Origin of the sequence: Pseudomonas profundi (assembly GCF_008638305.1) — a bacterium.
Taxonomy (GTDB): Bacteria; Pseudomonadota; Gammaproteobacteria; order Pseudomonadales; family Pseudomonadaceae; genus Halopseudomonas; species Halopseudomonas profundi.
This window is the reverse complement of sequence record NZ_VTPZ01000005.1, coordinates 31,288-47,299: the sequence shown is the minus strand read 5'-3', so window position 1 is coordinate 47,299 and position 16,012 is coordinate 31,288. Positions and strand designations below refer to the sequence as shown.

Below are 16,012 nucleotides of genomic sequence, written 5' to 3'. Positions count from 1 at the left end.
CGATGAAGCTGTGCCGGCTTTTCGGCACGCAAGGAGAACACCATGCATTCAGCACTTTGGGCAAGCAAGACCGGGCTAGCGGCTCAGGACACCATGCTTACCACCATTTCCAACAACCTTGCCAACGTCGGCACTACCGGCTTCAAGCGTGATCGCCCGGAGTTCGAGGACCTGCTTTATCAGGTCAAGCGTCAGCCTGGCGCGCAGAGCACCCAGGACACCCAGCTGCCCTCAGGCCTGCAGACCGGTACCGGTGTAAAGGTTGTCGGCACCCAGAAAATCTTTACCCAGGGCTCGCTACAGACTACCGAGCAGCCGCTTGACCTGGCCATCAACGGCAAGGGTTTTTTCCAGATCCTGATGCCGGACGGCAATATGGGTTATACCCGTGACGGCAGTTTCCATCTGGACTCGGAAGGGCAGGTGGTGACGTCCAATGGTTACCCGCTCGAGCCGGGCATTCAGTTGCCCGAAGACGTCCAGTCATTCACCGTGGGTGAAGATGGCACGGTCAGTATTACGGTATTTGGCGATCCGGGCGTGCAGGAAATCGGCAATCTGCAAACGGCTGATTTCATCAACCCCGCCGGACTTCAGGCCATCGGCAGCAACCTGTATATGGAAACCGCCGCCAGCGGTGCGCCATTGGCCGGCAATCCTGGTGAAAACGGCCTGGGCACTGTGCTGCAGAACACCCTGGAAAATTCCAACGTCAGCGTCGTCGAGGAGCTGGTCAACATGATCACCACCCAGCGTGCCTATGAGATGAATTCCAAGGTGATCTCCACTGCTGACCAGATGCTGCAATACGTCAGCCAGAATCTGTAACAGGAGTAACCGACTGATGAATGCTCTGCGTTCCGTTTTGCTGGTAGCGACTGTGTCGAGTCTGGCTGCCTGCGTTCAGGTGCCGCCCAAGCCCAATGATCCGGCTTATGCGCCGGTGATGCCGCGCACGCCGATACCGCAGGCGTTGAACAATGGCGCTATCTACCAGTCCGGATTCGAGGTCAGCCTGTATGGCGATCGCAAGGCACATCGCGTCGGGGACATCATCACTATTACGCTGGAAGAACGTACCGCAGCGCGTAAAAGCGCGGACAACGAGATAAGCAAGAACAGCGAGGCGGAGATTCTCAATCCGACGCTGCTGGGTAATGTAGTGGGGGCCAAGGGGCTGGATCTGGGCGTCAGCATGGGCGGCAGCCGCTCCTATGACGGCGACGCACAAGCCAACCAGTCCAACAGCCTGACCGGTTCGATTACCGTCACCATCAGCGAAGTGCTGCCTAACGGCCTGATGCAGGTGCGTGGCGAGAAGTGGATCACCCTGAACAACGGCGACGAGCTGATCCGGATCTCCGGTCTGGTGCGCAGTGATGATGTCGGCCCAGACAACACAGTGCCCTCTACTCGCGTAGCCGACGCACGGATTACCTACTCCGGAACCGGCGCCTTTGCCAACGCCAGCCAGCCCGGTTGGATGAGCCAGTTCTTCCTCAGCCCGCTGTGGCCTTTCTAGGAACATGATGATGCGTACATTGATGGTATGCCTGTGCGTTCTGCTGCTCAGCCCGCTCGCCCATGCCGAGCGGCTCAAGGATATCGCCAGCATTGCCGGCGTGCGTAGCAACCAGTTGATCGGCTATGGCCTGGTGGTGGGTCTGGACGGTTCGGGTGACCAGACCAGCCAGACCCCTTTCACCGTGCAGACCTTCAACAACATGCTGACCGAGTTCGGCATTACGGTTCCGCCGGGCACACGCATCCAGACCAAGAACGTGGCCGCGGTGGCAATTCACGCCGATTTGCCGGCCTTTGCGCAGCCGGGCCAGACCATCGATATCACTGTCTCGTCGATTGGTAACTCGAAGAGCCTGCGCGGCGGCAGCCTGCTGATGACGCCGCTCAAGGGCGCAGACGGTCAGGTCTACGCCGTGGCCCAGGGCAATCTGGTGGTGGGCGGCTTTGGCGCCGAAGGCCGGGATGGTTCGCGGATTACCGTGAACGTCCCCAGCGTCGGACGCATCCCTAGCGGAGCAACAGTCGAGCGTGCGGTCGCGAGTCCTTTCGCCTCCGGCGATCACCTGACCTTCAACCTGAACCGTCCGGATTTCACCACTGCCAAGCGCGTGGTTGACCGCATCAACGAGACCTTCGGGCCGGGCGTGGCGCAGGCGCTGAATGGCGGTTCGATCCGGGTGCGCGCACCGCTGGACCCCAACCAGCGCGTCGATTACCTGTCGATGGTAGAGAACCTGCAGGTGGAGCAGGGCAATGCGACCGCCAAGATCATTATCAACTCGCGTACCGGCACCATCGTGATTGGTCAGGATGTACGGGTGCAGCCCGCTGCGGTTACCCACGGTGGCCTGACGGTGACCATCTCCGAGAACCCGCAGGTGAGCCAGCCGAATGCGCCGTTCAATGACGGGCAGACGGTTATCACGCCGAGCTCGCAGATCGATATCGAAGAGGGCGACAGCCGCATGTTCGTATTCAATCCAGGAGTTTCTCTGGATGAGATCGTGCGGGCGGTGAATCAGGTGGGCGCCGCACCGGGCGATCTGATGGCCATCCTCGAAGCGCTCAAACAGGCCGGCGCGCTGAACGCTGACCTTGTGGTTATCTGAAGGGACACGCCCATGAACATGAATAGCAGCAATATGAGCTATACCGATCTGAACGCCATGAGCCAGCTCAAGGCGGGCAGCAAGGCCAACAGCCCGGAGAACCTGCAGCGCGTGGCAAAGCAGTTCGAATCGCTGTTCATGAACATGATGGTCAAGAGCATGCGCGATGCCAACGCGGCCTTTGCCGAGGGCAACCCGCTGAACACCCCGCAGACCAAGTTCTATCAGGGCATGTACGATAATCAGATGACTATGCATTTGTCTGATAAGCAGGGCGTAGGCCTGGCGGATGTGATGATGCGGCAATTGTCGCCGAACAAATCACCGGCTTCGGCTTCGGCTTCGGCGCAGCGAGCATCGGCCGAGGGCGAGGCTGTGCAGGCCGCAGATCAGTCCGTGCAGCTGGCGCGTCGCCGCCTGGGGATTTCCAGCTACCGCGCCGTTGCTGCCGAAACCGCCCAGCCCGACGCCGCGCCTAAAACCGAGCCGTCAAATGAATGGCAGCCAAGGCGTGCTCTGCGCGGGGTGAAGACAGGGCCCGGCAGCATGCAGGCATTGACGCAGCAGGCTTCTGCTGGCCGCGCACCCGCGCATTTCAACAACCCGGCCGAGTTCACCGCTGCAATGCTGCCCATGGCTGAAAAAGCGGCCGCGCGGCTGGGTGTCGACCCGCATTATCTGGTAGCCCAGGCAGCGTTGGAAACCGGCTGGGGCAAGTCGGTCATTCGGCAGGGTGATGGCAGCAGCAGTCACAACCTGTTCGGCATCAAGACCCACGGCGTCTGGCAGGGTGACTCCGCCAGCGTGATGACCTCGGAATACCGTGAGGGTGTGAAAGGTCAGGAGCGCGCCAGCTTCAGGAGCTACGACTCCTACGAGCAGAGCTTTGAAGACTACGTCAGCTTTCTGGAAAGTAACGGACGCTACAGAGAAGCGCTGAGCAACACCGCTGACCCGGATCAGTTTTTCCGCGAACTGCAACGTGCCGGCTACGCCACCGATCCGCAGTACGCGCGCAAGGTATCTCAGATCGCACAGAAACTGTTGAGTGATGACGGGCTAGCTAACGCTGCCACCGGTGTCCTCGATCAGGATAGGGCATAAGTCATGGCAGACCTGTTCAATATCGGCCTCAGCGGTCTCAAGAGTTCGCAGACCAACCTGTCGATCACCGGCCAGAACATCAGCAACATCAACACCCCTGGCTATACGCGGCAGACCGCCCTGCAAGCCGCGCGTGATCCGAGCTTTACCGGTGCGGGTTACATTGGCAACGGCACCAACATTGTTGATGTGCAGCGCATTCATAACCAGTTTCTGACCAATCAGGTACGCACCAGCACTTCCATGAACGCTGAGATCACTGCGTTCCAGACACAGATTGAAGAACTGAACGGCCTGCTTGCGGGCAGTGCGACCGGGATCAACCCGGCCATGCAGAGCTTCTTTGATGCATTGCAAACGGCAATCGAGGACCCGAGAAGCCTGCCGGCGCGGCAGTTATTCTTGACCGAAGCAGGAGGGATGGCCAGCAAGTTCAATGCTGTTGAGGAGCGACTGACTGTTCAGAACGAATTCATCGGACAGCAGATGGGGACTGTCACTGAACAGGTCAACCGGCTGGCCAGCAATATCGCATCCTATAACAACTCTATTGCCACAGCGTCATCCCAGGGGGCACAGCCTAACGATCTGCTGGATGCACGGGACGAGGCAATCCGCCAGTTGAGCGAATACGTTGGTGTAACGGTAGTGGCGCAGGATAACAATACGGTCAACCTGTTTGTAGGAACTGGCCAACCGTTGGTGGTGGGTAATGATGCCTCCAGCCTGATCGTTAAGCCTGGTAGTTCGGATCCGAACCGCGTAGAAATACGACTTAAGAGTGGTAACTCTGAGCAGGATATCACCGGCCTGGTTAGCGGGGGCGAGCTCGGCGGACTGCTGCGTTATCGCGGTGAACTGGATAACGCTTTGAACTCGGTAGGTCGACTGGCTCTGTCGATGGCCAGTGAATTCAACCAGCAGCTGGCGCAGGGGCTGGATCTGAACGGGAATCTCGGTGGAGAGTTGTTCACTGACATCAACAGCGACCAACTGATTAAAGGCCGTAGTGTTCCGATTGGCGATAACGTTACCGGCTCTTTGGCAATTACGATAGAGGACACGTCGAAGCTGACGACGTCTGATTACGAAGCGACGTCTGATGGAGAGGGCAATTTTAGCCTCCGTCGTTTATCCGACGGAAAAATAGTCGATGCAGTTGCCGAAGGTTTTTCGATAAATTTAGAAGGAGGGGAAACTCCTGCCAATGGTGACCGGTTTCTGATCATGCCGACTCGCACCGGCGCCGGCGCGATTGGCGTTCAGATGAAAAATCCCCAGGAGCTGGCCTTTGCGGCGCCAGTGTCCGGCGAAACGAGTCCGGGTAATCGTGGTACGGCGGCTATAACGCAGCCGGTAATTACTGCCCCCCAGCCATTGAGCCTGGATGTGTTGAAGGATCTGGACGCAAAGATATTATTTGACGGCGACAAGTTCACACTTGATGGAGACGTGGTAACTACTGTTCCCGAAGATTACAAGCCTGGCTCCATAGCCACGTTAAATTTCACGGTTGATGGTCACTCCTTCGAAATTGAAATGACGGGCACGCCATTAAATGGAGATAGTTTCGAACTCGCTTTCAACTCGGGTACCTCTGATAACCGCAACGCCTTGGAACTTTCGAAGCTGCAGAGCGATCGCGTGATGGGACAAACTGGTGAGAATAAAAAGGGTGCTTCCTTTGCTGATGCATACGGAACGCTGATTCAGCACGTTGGCACCCAAACCGCTCAGGCGCGAGCGGAGAGCGAAGCCAGCGGTGCCGTGCTCAAGCAGGCAACCAATAATCGCGACTCGGTTTCAGCGGTAAACCTGGACGAAGAAGCAGCCAACCTGATGAAGTTCGAGCAGTACTACAACGCCTCGGCTCAGGTGATCCAGATCGCACGTTCAATATTCGATACATTGATCAGCAGCATTCGCTGACAGGGAAACGGCCATGCGTATTTCGACAATACAGGCATTCAATAACGGCGTGCAGGGAATGCAGAATAACTACAGCAACGTGACGCGCACCCAGGAGCAGATCAGCTCCGGCAAGCGCATCATGACGCCTGCGGACGATCCGGTCGGGAGTGTGCGCCTGCTGCAGTTGGACCAGCAAGCCGGCAAGCTTGAGCAATACAAGGGAAACCTGACCGCTGCCAATAACAGCCTTATGTTGGAAGAAGCGACGTTGGGTTCAGTAAATAATATTCTGCAGCGGATTCGTGAAATTGCTCTGGAAGCTGGAAACGGTGCTTTGGATAAGGGCGGCCGCGAAGCGCTTGCCCAGGAACTTGCGGGCCGCGAGGAAGAGCTATTTGGGCTGATGAACTCGAAAAATGCCCGTGGCGAATATCTGTTTGGCGGCTATATGAGCGAAAATCAGCCTTTCGTCAGGGAAGCTAACGGTAGTTATAAGTATGAGGGAGATGAAGGGCAGCGCTTCATTGATATTGCCGGCTCGACGTCCATTGCGATCAATGATAACGGGAAGGATCTGTTTGTTGATGTACTGAATGTGGATAAGGTTGTTACGGACACAGTCTCCGGTGAGGCGCGCATCTCAATCGGGACGGTGGAGGATAAGAACGCATACGATACAAAGTTTTATCCGCATAAAAACGTCAGCATCGAAATAGGTCAGGCAGCTGACGGCAGTCTGGAATACGAAATATTCGGTCACGACCCGGTATCCGCTGACGGCGAACCGTTAGAAAAAGGGACCATCAACGAAAATGCTGAGCAGAGCTACCAGATCCGCTTTGCCGGGGTGGTCGTCAATCTCGATGGAGAGCTGGCTGACGGTGATGAGTTCACAATCACTCGTGGCGATGTTTCTAGCGAGCCGGAATCAGAAAAAACAGAGAAGCGCAGTCTTCTTGAAAGCGTTCGAATGTTACGTGAAGAGCTTGAAACAGGTGGTGATAAAGCGGAGGACAAACTGCAGCGGCGCGATGTGCTCTCTTTCAGTCTGCAAAATATCGACAATGCTATGAACAAGGTTCTCGGCGTGCAAACCTCAATCGGGGCGCGGATGAATGTTATCGAGTCCACTCAGAACGAACACGCCGAGGTGGAGTTGATCAATACGACGGTCAAATCGGGTATCGAGGATCTGGACTATGCCGAAGCGCTCAGTCGGCTGAGTCTGGAGTCGGTCGTGCTGCAGGCGGCGCAGCAGAGTTTCGTCAAGATTAGCGGGATGAGTTTGTTTAATCTGCTGCGCTAGTAGTCATCCCTGGGGTTGTCGAGCGCCTGCTCGACGACTGGGTCGATGTGGCGCAAGGCCTTGGCGTAGCGCAGGCGCGCTACACCCCCAGGACGGCGCTGGTTTTTCCTGGGGTTGGCGCGCGCCTGCGCGCCGACGGGTTCAGAACAACGATTGACTCTGTGTTGAACATGAGCGTGTGGCAAGGCCTTGGCGTAGCGCGGGCGCGCTACACCCCCAGGGGGCGCTGGCGTAGCGGCGCCAGAAGGGTTTTTCGTGAGGTTGGCGTGCGGCTCGGGCCGCGTTCGGACGCGCCGACAGGTTCGAACTCGCCGACGGGTTCAGGCTAGCGACTGGTCTAGCAATGAACATGAGCGTGCGGCAGACCTTGGCGTAGCGCAGGCGCGCTACACCCCCAGGGTGACGCGGCGAGTTCCAGGCGGACGCGGTCCTCTGTAGTTACCTTCAGTGTTTCCTCTCGCATTCATTGTCAGCCAGATTATCCAGAATCGGGCATTCGGGCCGCGAATCGCCGCGGCAGCAATTTGCCAGATGGGCCAGGGAGTCATGCATGGCCTGTAATCCGGCGATCTTTTCTTCCAGTTCCACCAGGTGATCCCTGACTAGCGATTTGACCTCGGCGCTGCTGCGTTCGCGGTTCTGCCAGAGCGCCAATAACTGACTGATTTGCTCGATGCTGAACCCAAGCGTGCGTGCGCGGTGAATGAAGCGCAGCGTGTGCAGATCCTGGTTGTTGTAGCGCCGATAGCCCGCCGCACTGCGTTCTGCAGAGGGCAACAGGCCAATGCTTTCGTAGTGACGGATCATCCTCGGCGTCAGCCCGCTGGCCTTTGCGGCTTCACTGATATTCATGCGATCTCCGGCTTCCAGCGTTTGAGTAACAACGCGTTGGCGACGACGCTGACGCTACTTGCGGCCATCATGGCGCCGGCCAGCATGGGGTTCAGCAGGCCAACTGCCGCGAGCGGAATCCCTACGCTGTTATAGACGAATGCCCAGAACAGGTTCTGCCGGATCTTGTGCCAGGTATGACGCGAAATATCCAGCGCCGCCGGGACCAGCTGCGGTTCGCCGCGCATCAGCGTGATGCCGGCGCTGTGCATTGCCACATCCGTACCGGTCGACATGGCCATTCCGACGTCAGCAGCGGCGAGCGCTGGCGCATCGTTGATCCCGTCGCCGATCATGGCAACCACCCGGCCCTTGGCGCGCAGTGCTTCAACGTGCCTGGCTTTATCTGCAGGTAATACCTGCGCCTCGACGTGGCTGATGCCCAGTTCACGGCCCACGGCTCCGGCGGCTGCCTGACTGTCTCCGCTGATCAACCAGCTTTCGATACCCGCCGCAGTCAGTTGATCCACGGTGGCCCGGGAAGTAGCCTTGAGGGTATCGGCAAACGCCATGAGGGCGACCACTCTGGGCTGACCATCATCGATGCCGAGCCAGGAGATGGTCCGACCTTCGGCTTCGTGCTGTTCGATAGTCTGCTCCCAGGCGGACAGATCCATTCCTTGTTCGCGCATCAGCAAAGCATTGCCGAGCCAGGCCTTGTGCCCCTCGACCATGCCGCTGGCGCCACGCCCTGCATGCACGCGGAAATCCTGGGCAGGTTCTGCTTTCACGTCCTGATCAGCAGCATGATTCAGCAGCGCCGTGGCCAATGGATGCTCGGCATGTTTCTGAATCGATGCGGCCCAGGCCAGCGCCTGTGTGTAGGGCGTATCGCCGGTTTCGAATGCTTTCAGTTCCGGCTTGCCTTCGGTGAGCGTGCCGGTCTTGTCGAACACGACACTATCGACCCGATGCGCCAGCTCCAGCGCCTGGGCATCGCGAATCAGAATGCCGTGCCGGGCAGCGATGCCGGTACCCACCATGATCGCAGTGGGCGTTGCCAAGCCGAGGGCGCAGGGGCAGGCAATTACCAGTACAGCGATGGCATTGAGCAGGGCCTGCTCAGCGCCGAACCAGAGGCTGCCAATGCCCCAGGCCAGTAGCGCAATCACCACCACAATCGGGACGAACACCGCGCTGACGCGGTCCACCAGTCGCTGGATCGGTGCCTTGGAGGCCTGTGCGCTTTCCACCAGGCGCACGATGCGCGATAGCATGGTGTCGTGGCCGACAGCGGTGGTTTCCAGTATCAGTACACCGTCCAGATTCATTGCACCGGTGCTGACCAGTTCGCCGGGCTGGCGACTGACTGGCAGGCTCTCGCCGGTGAGCATGGATTCATCGACGTGGCTGCCGCCTTCCCGCACCATCCCGTCGACCGGGATACGTTCACCCGGTTGCACCACTATCAGGTCAGTGGGTTTGATCTGATCAAGCGGCACCATGCGATCTCCCTCGGGGGTTCGCAGGCGTGCCGTGTCCGGGCGCAGTGCGGTGAGCGCACGGATGGCTTCAAGCGTCTGCCCCTTGGCCCGACTCTCCAGATACTTACCAAGCAGCACGAAGGTGACGATGACCGCGGACGCTTCGTAATACAGCACGGGCATCTGCCCGGCGGGGGTACTGATGACATGCCATGTGCTCAGTGCCCAGCCTGCGGACGTGCCCATGGCGACCAGCAGGTCCATGTTCCCGGTGAAGTTGCGCAGGGCATGCCAGGCGCCACGATAGAAGCGGGCGCCGAAACCGAATTGCACGATGGACGCCAGCACCAGCTGGATCATGGGCGGCAGCATCAGGTCATGCCGGCCGAAGAGCTCAGGCACCATGCCCAACGCGAGCGGGGCGCTAAGCAGCGCTGCGGCGATCAGGTGCCAGCGCTGGTGACGCAGCTTCGCCGATTGCTGTTCGGGATCTTCAGCGCGACCTTCATCCAGCCATTTGCCCGGGTAACCGGCTTTGTCCAATGCAGCAAGAACAGCCGAATCATCTGTGCTCGGCAGCAGGGTGATACGCGCCTGCTCACTGGCCAGATTGACCTGCGCACCCACTACGCCGGGAACGCTGAGCAGCGCTTTTTCTACCCGGCTGACACAACTGGCACAGGTCATGTCAGCAATGGCGAGCTGTCGGTGTTCGGTTGTGACGCCATAGCCGGCCTGGTCCAGCGCTTCGCAGGCGGGACCGAGCTGCTTCGGATCGTCGATCTCCAGACGCGCGGCCTCTGAGGCCAGGTTGACCTCCGCCGAGCTGATGCCGGTCGCTTTGTCCAGCACCTGCTCGATGCGGCGCACGCAACTGGCGCAACTCATGCCGTTTATATGAAGGGTAACAGTGCTCATGTGCGGTTCCTCGTAACCAGTTACCAGAGCATGGCGCTTGACATGATGTCAAGGTCAAGCCGGCGGGCTCTGAACAGCACACGAACTTACACCGGTAAGGGTCGGTCACAAGCAGGACGCCGCCGTTGCTGGGCAGCGGTGAATAGGGCGGACGGGATCGTCGAGGTGAAACTTGATATTCCATGATACGGCGTGTGATGGAGGGCCGGTCTCGGCCGGCGTAGCTGTCGAAGATAGCTGTGCCGAGGTGGAACTCGACAGTCCCTCGACCGGCGCTGTAAGCAAGTTCAGTGGGCCAATCGTGACTCACATATCGGCTTCGAGTCTGGTCATGCAAAAAACAGGAGCGGGATGGATACGGTAGATCTGGGCGTCCTGCGCCGAGCCAGAGAATGGCTGCGTGAAGGACATGATGTGGTGCTGTATACGGTAATCGAGACCTGGGGTAGCGCGCCGCGCCCAGTCGGTTCGTTATTGGCGCTGCGTGACGATGGCCGGGTCGAGGGTTCGGTTTCTGGCGGCTGCATTGAGGATGATCTTTTAGCCAATCCGCCGCCTCACGACCCGCAACAGCATTGCCAGATCATCAATTACGGCGTCAGCAAGGAAGAATCCGCGCGCTTCGGATTACCCTGCGGCGGTACCTTGCGTCTGCTGCGCGAGCCGCTGACCGATTCCGGCTGGCTTGATGTGTTGCTAGGGCGCTGCGCCGCACATGAGCGTGTGCTGCGTGAAGTTGAGCTGGAGAGCGGCGCTGTCACTCTGTTTCCGACGAATGAGCGTGAATCCCTTCAGTTCGACGGCGAAAGACTTCGTGCGCCTTTCGGGCCGGCCTGGCGTCTGTTGCTGATCGGCGCCGGTCAGTTGTCGCGCTACGCCGCAGAGCTGGCCGTCGGTCTGGGTTTCGAGGTGCTGGTCTGCGATCCGCGTGAAGGTTATCAGTATGACTGGCCGGCGCTGGGTACCCGTTTCGTTGCAGGTATGCCGGATGATGCGGTGGTAGCGATCGAGCCGGACGCGCACACCGCTGTGGTCGCTCTGACCCACGATCCGGTGCTCGACGATCTGGCGCTACTCAAGGCGCTGGAGTCCGAAGCCTTTTATGTAGGCGCGCTCGGCTCGCGGGTCAACAACGACAAACGCAGGACGCGCCTGGTGTCGCTGGGTCTCGCCGAGTCGGCGGTGGCACGCCTGCACGGACCGATCGGCCTAGCCATTGGCAGCCGCACACCAGCGGAAATCGCGCTGTCGTTAATGGCTGAGATCGTGGCCATCCGTAACGGTGTCGGGGCGCGGTTCAATGTCTGACCTGCGCTCGGACGTCTGCACGATAGTCCTTGCAGCGGGGCAGGGCAGTCGCTTTCGCGAGCGGCATGACACTGACAAATTGCTAGCTAACTGTGAGCGCACATCAGACTCCCGGCTCGTGATCGAATCTACGCTTGGGGCGCTGCGAGGCGTTGCCGAGAAGCTTGTTGTCGTTGTGCGGCGTGACAATCGTGAATTGCTCGCCTGGCTTGATCAAGAAGCGGCGCATTTTGATGCAGCGGTGCTTACCGTTCGTACCGATGGGATGGGCCACAGTCTGGCTCAGGCGGTAGCCCAGTACCCAGCGCAACGCGGCTGGCTGGTGGCGCTTGGTGATATGCCTTATGTCAGGCCCGATACGGTTCAGCGTATTGCTGAAGCGATTCGCCCGGAAAGGGCGGTGGTCCCGGTGAATCAAGGACAGCGCGGTCATCCGCGCGGGATTGGCACGCTGCATCAGAACACACTGCTCGGACTGAAGGGCGACCGGGGGGCACAACAGCTGTTTGCGCAGAGTGATGTCGTTGAGTTGGCCGTGGATGATCCCGGGGTGTTAGTGGATATCGACCGGCCGGAAGATGTGCTGCAACGCAGTCAGCGTTCGACAACACCTGAACGATCCGCTTTCTTCCGGGGTCGTACGTCACTGAAACCCTGATAAAACACGCATTCAGCCTGGGCGTAATGCCGGGCTTTGCGCAACGCACGGATAGCGGACTCCAACAAATATGCTGTGAGGCTGCCATGACTGAAGCATCTGCGAACGCGGATGGCATCGCCATCTGTTCCATCACCATCAAACTGAACGGAGAGCCCAGGACGCTGGAGGTGTATCCCTGGACCACTCTGCTCGACATGCTCCGCGAGCAACTCGACCTGACCGGTACCAAAAAAGGCTGCGATCATGGTCAATGCGGCGCCTGCACCGTGCTGCTCAATGGCAAGCGCATCAATGCCTGCCTGACCCTGGCGATCATGCATGATGGAGCCGAGCTGACAACAATTGAAGGCCTGGCCAGCGAAGACGGATTGCATCCGATGCAGACCGCATTCGTTACCCATGATGCCTTTCAGTGCGGGTATTGCACGCCGGGGCAGATTTGTTCGGCGATCGGAATGGTGGCAGAGGGCAGGGCGCAGAGCGCCGATGATATCCGCGAGCAGATGAGCGGCAACCTGTGCCGCTGCGGTGCCTATCCCAACATTCTCGCGGCGATCGAGGCAGCCATGCCGGAAACGCGCAATAGGGTCGGCGTATTCGAGGCGGGCGCATCAGCGGATGGGCATGACGGTGTGCGGGAGGTGAAGCCATGAACCCGTTCAGCTACGCGCGCCCCACCCGCATAGATGAAGCCATCAGCCTGTTCGGTCCGCAGAGCCGCTATATCGCCGGCGGTACCAACCTACTGGACCTGATGAAGGAAAACGTCGAGCGGCCAAAACAGCTCATCGATATCACCGGCCTGCCTCTGGATTCCATCGAAGAGACGGCTGACGGCGGCGTACGGATCGGTGCGCTGGTCAGCAATGCCGATCTTGCCTGGCATGCATTGATTGAGCGGCGCTATCCGCTGTTGGCCAAGGCGATACTGGCTGGCGCCTCCCCGCAGCTGCGCAATATGGCCAGCACTGGCGGCAATCTGCTGCAACGTACCCGTTGTTATTACTTCTACGACAGCACCGTGCCCTGCAACAAACGGGAGCCGGGCACCGGCTGTCCGGCGCGCGACGGACTCAACAGGATGCACGCCATTCTCGGCCACAGCGAGCAGTGCATTGCGGTGCACCCTTCGGACATGTGTGTCGCGCTGGCTGCGCTGGATGCAGTGGTCCATGTCAGCGGTCCGCAGGGCGAGCGCCGTGTGGACTTTCGGGACTTCCATCGTCTGCCCGGCGACGAACCGGAGCGTGACAACACACTCGCCGAGGGTGAGTTGATCACAGCGATTGAATTGCCAGCCGCTGGTTACGCTGAACACAGCGCCTATCTCAAATTGCGCGATCGCGCCTCCTATGCCTTTGCCCTGGTGTCCGTCGCAGCCGCTCTGGATATCGATGGCGGGGTGATTCGCTCGGCACGTATCGCCCTCGGCGGCGTGGCGCATAAACCCTGGCGCGACGATGCCGCCGAAGCGTCGCTGATCGGTGAGGCGGCCGAGCCACCGGCCTTCGACCGGGCTGCGCAACTGCTGTTACAGGGCGCCAGTGGTTTCGAGCACAACGCCTTCAAGATCGAATTAGCGCGCCGGGCGATCAAACGCGCCCTGGCCGAGGCAGCAAGGGGGACCGCAGCATGAATCATTCACCCGTAGGACAGCCGCTGGATCGGGTCGACGGTCCGAAGAAAGTTACTGGTCAGGCGCGTTATGCCGCCGAGTTTCCCGAAGCGGGCCTGCTGTATGGCAGTGTCGTCAACAGCCGCATCGCGAAGGGTCGAATCATTCGTATCGATGCCAGCGCCGCCGAAGCGGTGCCCGGTGTGGCGCTGGTGCTGACTCATCAGAACCGCCCGCCGGTAGCCAGTTACGACGAGCCATACGAGGATGACGACGCGGGCGATGGCTCACCCTTTCGGCCGCTGTATAACGACCGGATTCTCTATAGCGGTCAGCCGGTCGCGTTGGTGGTGGCCGATAATCTCGAACTGGCGCGTTATGCCGGCAGTCTGGTCGAGATTGAATATGCCGCTGAGCCGCACCACACCGATTTGCGCGCTCGACTGGATACCGCGCATCAAGCAGAGGTCGATCTGCCGCCGGCCCGGGGCGATGCAGCCCAGGCGTTGAGCGAGGCGGATATCCGGCTGGATCTGGAATACAGCACGCCGGTCGAACATCACAATCCGATGGAGCCGCATGCCTCGACGGTTCACTACCTGGCGGGCGGGCAGCTGGAAATCCACGACAAGACCCAGGGTGTTCAGAACTGCATGCGTTACCTGGAGGGCGTGTTCGGCATGGAGGGCCAGATCCGCATCCTGTCGCCCTTTACTGGCGGCGCGTTCGGCTCTGGCTTGCGACCACAATATCAACTGGTATTGGCAACCATGGCGGCGCTGAAGCTGAAGCGCTCCGTACGCGTTGCGCTCAAGCGTCAGCAGATGTTCACCTTCGGTTATCGACCGCGCAGTATTCAGCGGCTGAGCGTCGGTGCGGATAGCAGTGGCCGGTTGCGGGCATTGACCCATCAGGCAATCGGGCAGACGTCTTCCTTCGAGGACTTCACCGAACATGAGGTCGAGTGGACGGGCATGCTGTATGACTGCCCGAATGTAAAACTGAATTACCAGCTTGTTCCGCTTGATGTGTACACGCCGCTGGATATGCGTGCGCCAGGCGCCGCCATCGGCGTATACGCACTGGAGTGCGCGATGGACGAGCTGGCCTACGCGGCCGGCGTCGATCCGGTGCAGTTGCGGCTGAGCAACTACAGCGAGCGCAACCAGAATCAGGACTTGCCTTACTCAAGCAAGGCCCTGCGTGAATGCTACGAGCAGGGTGCCGAGCGTTTCGGTTGGTCGCAGCGCTCGCCTGAGCCGCGCAGCATGCGCGAGGGCAATCAACTGATCGGCTGGGGCATGGCTACCGGCGTATGGGAGGCTCTGCAAATGCCGGCCAGTGCCAAGGCTCGCATGGGCGGGGACGGCAAGCTGGTGGTCAGCAGTGCTACCGCAGATATCGGCACGGGGACCTACACAGTCATGACGCAGATCGCCGCTTCAGCGTTGGGATTGCCGATGGAGCGGGTGGATTTCCAGCTGGGCGACTCCAGCCTGTCGACTGCGCCGTTGGAAGGTGGCTCGGCCACGGTTTCTTCGGTAGGTAGCGCGGTGCAACAGGCCTGTGCCGGGTTACAGCAAAAGCTATTGGATGCGGTGCAGCAGATGCCCGCTTCGGCTTTTGCCGGGGCAAGGTTGGAGGATGTTGACTTTGCAGACGGCTCCATGACGCTGAAGGCCGATCCGCAGCAGGCCGTTGAGCTCGAGAAGATAATCGCCGCAGCGGGTGAGCTGGAGGTGGAGGTCAGCATTGAGCCAGGCGAGCAGCGCGACAACTACGCCACCGCAACGCATTCTGCAGTCTTCATCGAGGTGAAGGTCGATGAGGCGCTGGGCACCGTCAAGGTCAGCCGCGCGGTCAGTGCCATCGCGGCCGGGCGCGTGATCAACCCCAAGACCGCTGGCAACCAGATCGTGGGCGGGGTGGTATGGGGCATCGGCATGGCATTGCATGAGGAAACCCAGATGGACCATAACCTGGGTCGCTTCATGAACCACAATTTGTCCGAATACCACATTCCGGTAAATGCCGACATTGGTGAAATTGACGTGTTGTTCGTTGAGGAGCATGACGAGGTGGTTAACCAGCTCGGCTCCAAGGGCGTCGGTGAGATCGGCATTGTGGGCGTCGCAGCGGCGGTAGCAAACGCCATTTACCATGCGACGGGGAAGCGTGTGCGCGGGCTACCCATCACGCTGGACAAGCTGCTCCAGGACGCCTCTGAATAACTGCGGCGTT

13 protein-coding genes are annotated in these 16,012 nt (G+C 59.7%); 11 read left to right on the top strand and 2 right to left on the bottom strand.

Annotated elements, in window-relative coordinates; translation table 11 throughout:
• The first annotated feature begins 42 nt into the window (after nucleotides 1–42).
• Genes flgG through flgL form a run of 6 tightly spaced genes read left to right on the top strand, consistent with a single transcriptional unit; the run spans nucleotide 43 to nucleotide 6,954 of the window.
• Complete coding sequence (gene flgG / locus FZE95_RS08250) at nucleotides 43–828, top strand: flagellar basal-body rod protein FlgG (RefSeq protein WP_150300388.1); 786 nt, start codon at nucleotides 43–45, stop codon at nucleotides 826–828.
• Nucleotides 829–844: 16 nt separating this feature from the next.
• Nucleotides 845–1,522: a flagellar basal body L-ring protein FlgH gene (gene flgH / locus FZE95_RS08245; RefSeq protein ID WP_150300387.1), complete on the top strand. Its 678-nt coding sequence runs from the start codon at nucleotides 845–847 to the stop codon at nucleotides 1,520–1,522.
• 10 nt (nucleotides 1,523–1,532) lie between these two features.
• Nucleotides 1,533–2,633, top strand: coding sequence for a flagellar basal body P-ring protein FlgI (locus tag FZE95_RS08240; protein WP_150300386.1), 1,101 nt, complete (start codon nucleotides 1,533–1,535; stop codon nucleotides 2,631–2,633).
• 12 nt (nucleotides 2,634–2,645) lie between these two features.
• Entirely contained in the window at nucleotides 2,646–3,737 is a 1,092-nt protein-coding gene (flgJ, locus tag FZE95_RS08235; RefSeq protein ID WP_150300385.1) for a flagellar assembly peptidoglycan hydrolase FlgJ, read from the top strand.
• Nucleotides 3,738–3,740: 3 nt separating this feature from the next.
• On the top strand, nucleotides 3,741–5,666 hold the full coding sequence (gene flgK, locus FZE95_RS08230) for a flagellar hook-associated protein FlgK (protein ID WP_150300384.1): 1,926 nt from the start codon (nucleotides 3,741–3,743) through the stop codon (nucleotides 5,664–5,666).
• Between the two features lie 13 nt (nucleotides 5,667–5,679).
• Nucleotides 5,680–6,954: a flagellar hook-associated protein FlgL gene (gene flgL, locus FZE95_RS08225; RefSeq protein WP_150300383.1), complete on the top strand. Its 1,275-nt coding sequence runs from the start codon at nucleotides 5,680–5,682 to the stop codon at nucleotides 6,952–6,954.
• Between the two features lie 444 nt (nucleotides 6,955–7,398).
• On the opposite strand, the gene cueR is transcribed toward flgL, so the two are convergent.
• Together cueR and FZE95_RS08215 are read right to left on the bottom strand one after the other, a co-directional pair.
• Nucleotides 7,399–7,806, bottom strand: coding sequence for a Cu(I)-responsive transcriptional regulator (gene cueR / locus FZE95_RS08220; protein WP_150300382.1), 408 nt, complete (start codon nucleotides 7,804–7,806; stop codon nucleotides 7,399–7,401).
• Nucleotides 7,803–10,187 carry a heavy metal translocating P-type ATPase gene (locus tag FZE95_RS08215; RefSeq protein ID WP_150300381.1) on the bottom strand — a complete coding sequence of 795 codons (2,385 nt, stop codon included), beginning with the start codon at nucleotides 10,185–10,187 and terminating at the stop codon, nucleotides 7,803–7,805. The genes cueR and FZE95_RS08215 overlap by 4 nt, the downstream gene beginning before the upstream one ends.
• 351 nt (nucleotides 10,188–10,538) lie before the next feature.
• On the opposite strand from FZE95_RS08215, the gene FZE95_RS08210 reads away from it, so the two are divergent.
• The 5 genes from FZE95_RS08210 (at nucleotide 10,539) to FZE95_RS08190 (ending at nucleotide 16,002) form a co-directional block, all read left to right on the top strand.
• Nucleotides 10,539–11,495: an XdhC family protein gene (locus FZE95_RS08210; RefSeq protein ID WP_150300380.1), complete on the top strand. Its 957-nt coding sequence runs from the start codon at nucleotides 10,539–10,541 to the stop codon at nucleotides 11,493–11,495.
• On the top strand, nucleotides 11,488–12,153 hold the full coding sequence (locus tag FZE95_RS08205) for a nucleotidyltransferase family protein (protein WP_150300379.1): 666 nt from the start codon (nucleotides 11,488–11,490) through the stop codon (nucleotides 12,151–12,153). Before FZE95_RS08210 ends, FZE95_RS08205 begins: the two co-directional genes overlap by 8 nt.
• A gap of 86 nt (nucleotides 12,154–12,239) precedes the next feature.
• Nucleotides 12,240–12,809, top strand: a complete 570-nt coding sequence (locus FZE95_RS08200; protein WP_150300378.1) for a (2Fe-2S)-binding protein — start codon at nucleotides 12,240–12,242, stop codon at nucleotides 12,807–12,809.
• Nucleotides 12,806–13,792, top strand: a complete 987-nt coding sequence (locus tag FZE95_RS08195) for an FAD binding domain-containing protein (RefSeq protein WP_150300377.1) — start codon at nucleotides 12,806–12,808, stop codon at nucleotides 13,790–13,792. Before FZE95_RS08200 ends, FZE95_RS08195 begins: the two co-directional genes overlap by 4 nt.
• Nucleotides 13,789–16,002: a xanthine dehydrogenase family protein molybdopterin-binding subunit gene (locus tag FZE95_RS08190; RefSeq protein WP_150300376.1), complete on the top strand. Its 2,214-nt coding sequence runs from the start codon at nucleotides 13,789–13,791 to the stop codon at nucleotides 16,000–16,002. The genes FZE95_RS08195 and FZE95_RS08190 overlap by 4 nt, the downstream gene beginning before the upstream one ends.
• Nucleotides 16,003–16,012: the final 10 nt, after the last annotated feature.